Origin of the sequence: Hyphomonas sp. (assembly GCF_041689225.1) — a bacterium.
Taxonomy (GTDB): Bacteria; Pseudomonadota; Alphaproteobacteria; order Caulobacterales; family Hyphomonadaceae; genus Hyphomonas.
The window spans coordinates 1-7,081 of the sequence record NZ_JBDNGN010000149.1; the positions used below are offsets into that span (position 1 = coordinate 1).

7 protein-coding genes are annotated in these 7,081 nt (G+C 58.9%); 4 read left to right on the forward strand and 3 right to left on the reverse strand.

Annotated elements, in window-relative coordinates:
* Positions 1–226 precede the first annotated feature (226 nt).
* A complete protein-coding gene (locus ACESNB_RS14610) occupies positions 227–877 on the reverse strand; it encodes an acyl-homoserine-lactone synthase (protein WP_373008581.1) in 651 nt (216 codons plus the stop codon).
* Between the two features lie 79 nt (positions 878–956).
* Complete coding sequence (locus tag ACESNB_RS14615; protein WP_373008583.1) at positions 957–1,685, reverse strand: helix-turn-helix transcriptional regulator; 729 nt, start codon at positions 1,683–1,685, stop codon at positions 957–959.
* 445 nt (positions 1,686–2,130) lie between these two features.
* On the opposite strand from ACESNB_RS14615, the gene ACESNB_RS14620 reads away from it, so the two are divergent.
* The 4 genes from ACESNB_RS14620 (at position 2,131) to ACESNB_RS14635 (ending at position 6,600) form a co-directional block, all read left to right on the forward strand.
* Positions 2,131–3,558, forward strand: coding sequence for a hypothetical protein (locus ACESNB_RS14620; protein WP_373008585.1), 1,428 nt, complete (start codon positions 2,131–2,133; stop codon positions 3,556–3,558).
* Positions 3,559–3,749: 191 nt separating this feature from the next.
* Positions 3,750–3,881 (forward strand): hypothetical protein, encoded by a 132-nt coding sequence (locus tag ACESNB_RS14625; RefSeq protein WP_373008587.1) that lies wholly within the window; start codon positions 3,750–3,752, stop codon positions 3,879–3,881.
* Between the two features lie 191 nt (positions 3,882–4,072).
* Positions 4,073–4,768, forward strand: coding sequence for a lasso peptide biosynthesis B2 protein (locus tag ACESNB_RS14630; RefSeq protein ID WP_373008589.1), 696 nt, complete (start codon positions 4,073–4,075; stop codon positions 4,766–4,768).
* A gap of 14 nt (positions 4,769–4,782) precedes the next feature.
* Positions 4,783–6,600, forward strand: a complete 1,818-nt coding sequence (locus ACESNB_RS14635; protein ID WP_373008591.1) for an asparagine synthase-related protein — start codon at positions 4,783–4,785, stop codon at positions 6,598–6,600.
* Positions 6,601–6,605: 5 nt separating this feature from the next.
* On the opposite strand, the gene ACESNB_RS14640 is transcribed toward ACESNB_RS14635, so the two are convergent.
* The coding region (locus ACESNB_RS14640) for an alpha/beta hydrolase family protein (protein ID WP_373008593.1) at positions 6,606–7,081 on the reverse strand (476 nt) is incomplete at its 5' end.

The window sequence follows — 7,081 nt, forward strand, 5'->3', positions numbered from 1 at the left end:
CCTGCAGCGCCCGTGTCGATGGGCCGGTCATTGTCCCAGACCTGGCGGGCAAGGGTTTCGAAGTCATAGCCAGTCGGGGATGCCCACAAATCGTCCATCTAGCGCGCGACGGCCTGGCGCAGATGGTCAATTTCGCCAGGCGCCAGAACGTTCCGCAAACAAACGACGCCGTCGCGCGTGAACGTCGCCTGCTGCGCCGGTGTCGGAAGCGGTAGATCCTGTTCTGTCATGCGACATGACTTCGTTCAGAAGCCTGTCTGGTCCCCGAATACTCGGCAACGATCTCCTCGGCATTGCGATAGCGATCAATCTGGCGATCAAATGTCGCTTCATCAATGCGCGACACGGCTGGAATCCAGGCCCAGTCATCCCCATTCCGTCTTGGCAGACCGAGAGGTTCCGTATGCCATACCCTCTGGACGAGGTTGAAGAACTTCTGGTGCGTGAGCCAGCTCAGCCGGGATATGTGATTGTCGAGGCAATAAGCGGTCAATCCGAGCCCGATGCGACACCGGACGCGAAAATCATCGACGGGACTGGTTATCAGCGACCGGTCCATGACAAAGCGAGAACATTCCCAGACATCCTTCCCGACCGGATAGGGCTGAAGGTTGCAATAGTCGGCAAAGAGATCGCTGAGCATGTGAGGCCGCATCGTGGGATTGAGCCTTGATGTTCCGACGACCTCTCCTTCTGGCGTGCGGACAATGACATAGACAGTCGCATCGGTATCGAACTGGTCCTTGTCATACCCCGGCTGGATGCCCGGGATGTCCCAGCCCCATTCGCCGACAACGACACGGTAGCGCATTTGATGCATGGCATCGAGCAGATCCTGGTGCTCGTTATATGTATCTGGTGTTACAATCTTGAACATGGGCTGGCCTCCTGACTGACTGGCAGGAGCAGTATTCCGCGGTGACGGGTCCCGTGTAATGTCCCCTTTCGGGGACTTGTCAGGGAAAGATCTGATGGCGGGCGATCGCGCTCGCAACCAAGTGGGCCCGGTTGACGGCGCCGAACTTGTCACATGCCCTGCGGAGGGTCTTTTTCACCGTGTCTTCCTGGATTCCCAGTATTTTTGCGATTTCCCAGTTTGACTTTCCGGCAGCCACAAACTGAACGCATTCGGTCTCCCTGGCCGTAAGTTCGGCGACCCTCTGATAGGGAAATGGACCATGCATGACCTCCAGATGATAGTAGGCGACCTGGCATACGAGCTCCAGTTCCGCGACCTCGAGCGGAGAGAGGTCGGATTTCGAATCGCCGCCCAGCGACACGCCTCCGGACACGCTTTCAAGAGCGTGCATCGGGAACATCATGCCATCAGTGAGGCCAAAATCATGCACCATGTCGACGACCTTTCTGCCCGCGCGTGAAGCGTAGGCGCGTGCCTCAGCCCAGGTGAAGGGTCGCTTTGAGCGCAGGGCGCAAAGGGCGATCGGATCATGAAGGATCGCTGCCTGGTTTCTCCGCGCGGCCTTAAGTTCATCAGGCCAGTTGGAAACATAAAGTATGTCCTTTAACGGAACATTCAGCGGGTTGACGAGCTGTCCGAGGAAAACCCTGTTGAAGCCATAGGATTCGATGAAACCGGCAAGCGCCGTGATCGTCTCGGCACTCGTCGTCGTCGTCAATATCAGCCGGATGGCATGAAGGACGGCAGACCCGTCATAGTCGCGCATGGAACCTGTCTCGCTCTTAATAACCTCTTGTGCCTGGCGCCGCCGAAACATCCGGCCCCCGGATCAGCAGGGGGCGCCGACGTACCGGAGCACGCATGTCATGTTGCATAAATTTCCTACCTATGGTTTAATGAGGCACAATTCAATACCGCTCATGATCACGTGCCGATCCGCAAATTACAGCGAACGGGATCTTCCGGCGGGACGGCAAGCAACAGGACTGACAACGGCCTGAAGCCGCTTCAGGCAGCGACATGCATTTTGCTTGCGATGCCAGGCACATTCACCGCGCGAGAGCCATGTTCACTGAAAGAACCCCTGATCCGAATAGACCGCCGAACGCGCTCACAGGGTATTGCCGGTCGGATTGCGAAGCGCCGGCGGCGACGCCGCCCTGCCGTGTACCTTTCTCGCCCCTCAGCCCGCTCACAGGCGAGAGGCTGCCATGAACCCTCGCACGGCAGGATCGGATCAGGAACGACCGGCCATGGCCGCCACCTGGCAGGAATGCCTGCGCGCGGGCCAGCAATGCCTGGCAGCAGGACGGCCAGGTGATGCTATCCCTTCCCTGCGGCTAGCCAATCGCCTTCAGCCAGGGCGTATTCCCATTGTGCTATCGCTCGCAACAGCCTGGTTGCGCGCCGGACAGGCGGACATGGCTCTGGCCTGTTTCAATGAGGTTCTGGGTCTCGATCCAACAGAGTTGCAGGCGCAGCATGGACGGGGCCTTGCCCTCGATGCGCTTGATAAGCGCGACGAGGCGCTTGCAGCCTTCCGAGCAGTCACGTCCGCAAGCCGGGACGCGTGGGCATCCTGGCAATCGATCGCAGACATCACTCCAGTCGAGGACGAGCGCATCCACGCTATCGAACAGGCCGCAGATGCGCTGGTGCGCCTTTGCAGCAGCGGGCAGCCTGCAGCCCGCCTCTTTACCAGCTGCGCCGCAGCGCTTCTTGACGCGCATCGCGCGTCCGCCGCGATCGCCTTCATCACCAGGTACGCAGCCAGGTTACCGGGCGTCGCAAAGGTCCATGACTGCCTTGCCCGAGCGCGATATGAGTCGGGAGATTTTCGTGAAGCCCTCTATCACAAGCAAAGCGCCGTATCGCTGCGGCGCGGTACAGAATGCGGGCATCCGCTTGCCTGCTTCAGCACAGAAGGCGCGGTCGATGCGCTAGACTGCATGGCCGAAATCCTGGGAGCTGCCGGAATTCCCTTCTTCCTCGCAGCAGGGACCTTGCTCGGGTTCTACCGTTCTGGCCAGCCACTGGCGCATGATCGTGATGTGGATATCGGCATACTCGCCAGCCCGGACGGAATGGAAGATGTGGCACGGATAATTCGCGAGCATCCCGATCTTTGTCTTGCCCGACGCGCACGTCCGGGGGACCGGTATTTTGCTCTCACTTTGCTGGGGATCAGTGTCGACATATTTATTTATGAACCCAAAGGTGGCTGCCTGGAGTGCGGCCTTGGGCGGGCCAATGGTGATGTGGCCTGGCGGTTCACGCCGTTCGGGCTGAAGGCGGTAAATTTCAAGGATCGGACCTGCAACATCCCTGACAACCCCGAACGCTATCTAGCTGAAACCTATGGGCCGGGTTGGCAGACGCCGGATAGAGGATTTGCCTCGGCCATCAGCTCGCCGGCGCTGTTTCAAGTCGATCCGTATACCCGCGCCTATTATGCCCTTTCGCGCGCCGACAAGGCACTGAAGCGGGGAGACAGTAAGAAGGCAGCGGCACTCTTGCGCCAATCACCTGTTCCGGTCGCGCTGGCGCGCCTTGGCGATGACGGCCCCTTGCCCGCCACGCAGATGGATCTCGCAGACCGCTGCCTGGAAGAAAGCCAGGAGCCCGGTTCGGCGAACTGATTGGTATCCAGCCGGATACCGGAAAATCTTTTGGGCGCCGCCTGGCTTCAGGACGCGGCTGAGGTGACCTGCGCCTAAGCATTGTTTAATAACGTTTTTTTATACTTTTCTTTGTTGACTCTACCTTAGATCGGATGCACTTTCTACTTGTTGTCAATCCGGCAACGCCACTGTTCAAAGGAGATACAGTCATGAATACGTATGCAGATGATCATCTTGAGGATGACGCCTTCGAGCCAATCGACCTCGGATCGGTCTCCGAGGAGACCAAAGGACAGCCGAACGGGCTGATCGAGTTTTTCGGTCAGAATTCGCGCGACTAGCCGAGCCTGATAGACTCTGCCCATGAGGCTGAACGACCCACTAGCGTCGTAATGGTCGGAGCATTTCTGCGATATGGTCAGCGGGAAATGCTCCGGCTGCCCCAAACCCCTCACCTACCGGACACAGGTCGTACCAGGCTTCGCTGTTTCAGCTTGGCGCCAGTCGCATGACCTGCTGCAGGAGCCTTTCTATGCCCCAAGCCTTTTCGCTCAGCCCGGATGTTTTCTACTGCGAGTTTGAAGCGGCCATCATCATCCTGGATGTGTCGGCAGATACGTACGCCCGGCTGACACCAGCTCAATGCCTCTGGTTTCGCGAAATTCTTTCAAGTGAAGATCTCGCAGGCCTAGATGTGCATGCTGCGCATTTCGCCGAACACCTCGTCGACAGAGGGCTCCTGCAACTGTCTGAAGCATCCACCCGACTCGCGGAAAAAGGCCGCCCGTACACAGCCCGCGACAGTCTTCTGGATACGGCGCTCGACGCGCACCAAACTTTGTCCCTCCGTTGCCTCGCGCCCTTTGCCTACGCGATCGTGAGCGCCAGCCTGCTCGAACGCAGCCACAAGTTCAAAGGTGTGATCCGGACCGCCCGCGCATGGAAGCGCAGCGCTCTCAGCCGCCCCGCCATACCCGAGGCCCAGGTCCTGGCAATCACTCGGGCTTTTCACGCGCTGTCGCCCCTCCTCGTAACCACACATGAGGCGTGCCGCTTTCGCAGCCTCGCCCTGATACGCTTCCTGTCACTGTTCGGTGTACCAGCTGACTGGGTATTCGGTGTGCGCCTCTCACCCTTTGGCGCCCATTGCTGGGTCGAGCATGACGGCATCATCCTCAATGATCATTCTGACAATGCATTCGAGTACACACCAATCATGAAAGTCTAGGCAGGAGCCAGCCCATGCCATCTTTTGCCGCGATGATCTGGAATGCAGAAAATCCCGAGGCCTGCAGCCAGGCTGATACATTTCACCATCGCATTAAGCGCATGCCTGACCGGGCCGAAGGCATGTTGATACAGGCTGGATTCGCGCTGTATGACTTGAGCGCGCCCGGCTGTGGCCAGTCAATCCTGCGGCTGGAGGACGAGAACGGGGAAGGCCAGGGGGCCATATTCGGCACTCTGTTTCGGACCGGCGACACTGGCGTGCCATCTTCTGTCGTGCATCTCGCAAGGCAAGACGTATCCCGTCTTTGTCTGTCGCGTGGCAAAGCACTCGTGCAGGATTATTGGGGGCGCTATGTCGCGTTTCTGACCTGCCCCGATGCATACGCCATCATCGTCGATCCGACCGCCGCGCTACCCTGCTACTATGCCAGGTTCGAACATGTAACTGTCGTGTTTTCGCATCTTGAGCGCTGCCACTTTCTCGATACGGCCTCACTCTCGATCAACATGGACCATGTCAGCACCCTTCTTGCTTATGACAAAATCCAGAACGGAGAGACCGGCCTAAATGAAATCTCGGAACTTCTTGGCGGCCAGAGGTTGCTGGTCTCCGGAACGATGCTGAAGACCGACCGCATCTGGGATCCCCGTATGGTTGCGCTCGATGTTCTTGAGCCCCCGATCGAAGTGGCCGCTGCCGCGCTGAAACTTACAACGCAGCACGTCGTAGCAGCTTGGGGACTACGCCATCGCAACATTACCGTCAGCCTGTCTGGCGGACTTGATTCGACCATCGTGCTACATTGCCTTGCCGCCTCATGCGACCCATCCCGTTTGTCAGCACTGCATTATATCCTCGACTCTGGCGACGCCCCCGAATCACATTATGCGCAGCTCGCGGCGGAGCGGGCCGGATGCACGCTGAGGGAAATCCGCGTCGCACCTCAAGCAGGCTTGCATACGCTCGGTCGGCATCCGCCAACCGTCCGACCCTACAGGCAATTCCTGTCACCCGATCTGGTGACCGACGTCCCGGGCGGCGCGCTTTTCACCGGTCAGGGCGGCGATCACCTCTTCCGCGTCTCGCAGAGCCCGCTTGGCTTTGCAGACCACGTCCTCCTTCACGGCCTCGGCTCCGGTACAGCCGGCACGCTCCTCGACAGTGCAAGATTGTCAGGCCAGTCAATATGGCGCGTGCTGGGTGAGACGCTGCCTTTGCTCCTCGGCGAGCCGCATACCAGCGCCATGGTCGCGGCCCTCAAAGGACGCGAGACGGTCATCAATCACCACGCCCAGGCCAAAATGGACCCCGACTCCGTGCTGCCGGACTGGGTGCGCGAGCCACTCGGCTTGCCACCGGCCAAGTTCGACCAGGTCAGCATCCTCATGCATATGACTCAGATGCGGGACGTATTTTTTACTGACCGCCCCATCGAAACCGTGCATCCTCTCATCTCGCAGCCTCTCATCGAGCTTTGCCTGCGCCTGCCAACCTATCTGTTGAGCTGTCAGGGTACGAGCCGCGGCCTGGTCAGACGCGCTTTCAGGAATGTCATTTCCGACCAGATCCGCCTGCGTATGAACAAAGGTCATGCATCCCGCTACTTCACCGACCGCGTGACCGCGTATCGCGGTCCAATCATTGAGGCGCTGATGGAGGGCGAACTTGCAAGACGGGGATTGATCCAGCGCTCGGATGTCGAATCGTTCGTGCGCCGGGAGGATTATCGCATGCAGGATTCCGGGAGCCTGCTTCTCGCTTATTATGCTATGGAATCCTGGCTTCAAACCTGGACGGCCATTACCGGGAAGCCTGTCTCGCGCACCTGAGAACGCTATGGGTCCGACCCCGCCCCATGTTCATCGAGGAAGGCCAGCATACGCGCCCACATGTCGCGGATGTTTGCAGGTGAGGATGGCCCGTGGCCTTCGCCCCAATACCGGACATAGCGGGCATCCTTTCCAGCACGCTTCAATGCGCCGAACATCTCGTCGAACTGGGCCATATCGAAACTGTCGAGATCGGAATGCATCAGCAGGACGGGTGTATCAATCCTGGGTGCCAGAAAGACCGGGCTATTGCGGTAATAGGTCTCCGGATCCTCAAAAGGGGTGCGCCCGATCCCGAAATCGCTTCCCTTTACTGAATCATAGCCGAGATAGGCCCCGAAATCCTCGTAGAAATAAGCATAGACCCCCGTGCCTCCAAAGTAATGGCTGAACAGGTCGGCCCATCCATTCTTGGCGATCACAGCCCTGTAGCGTTTCGAATGGGCCGCCACGTAAAGGGCCGACACTCCGCCCTGGCTGA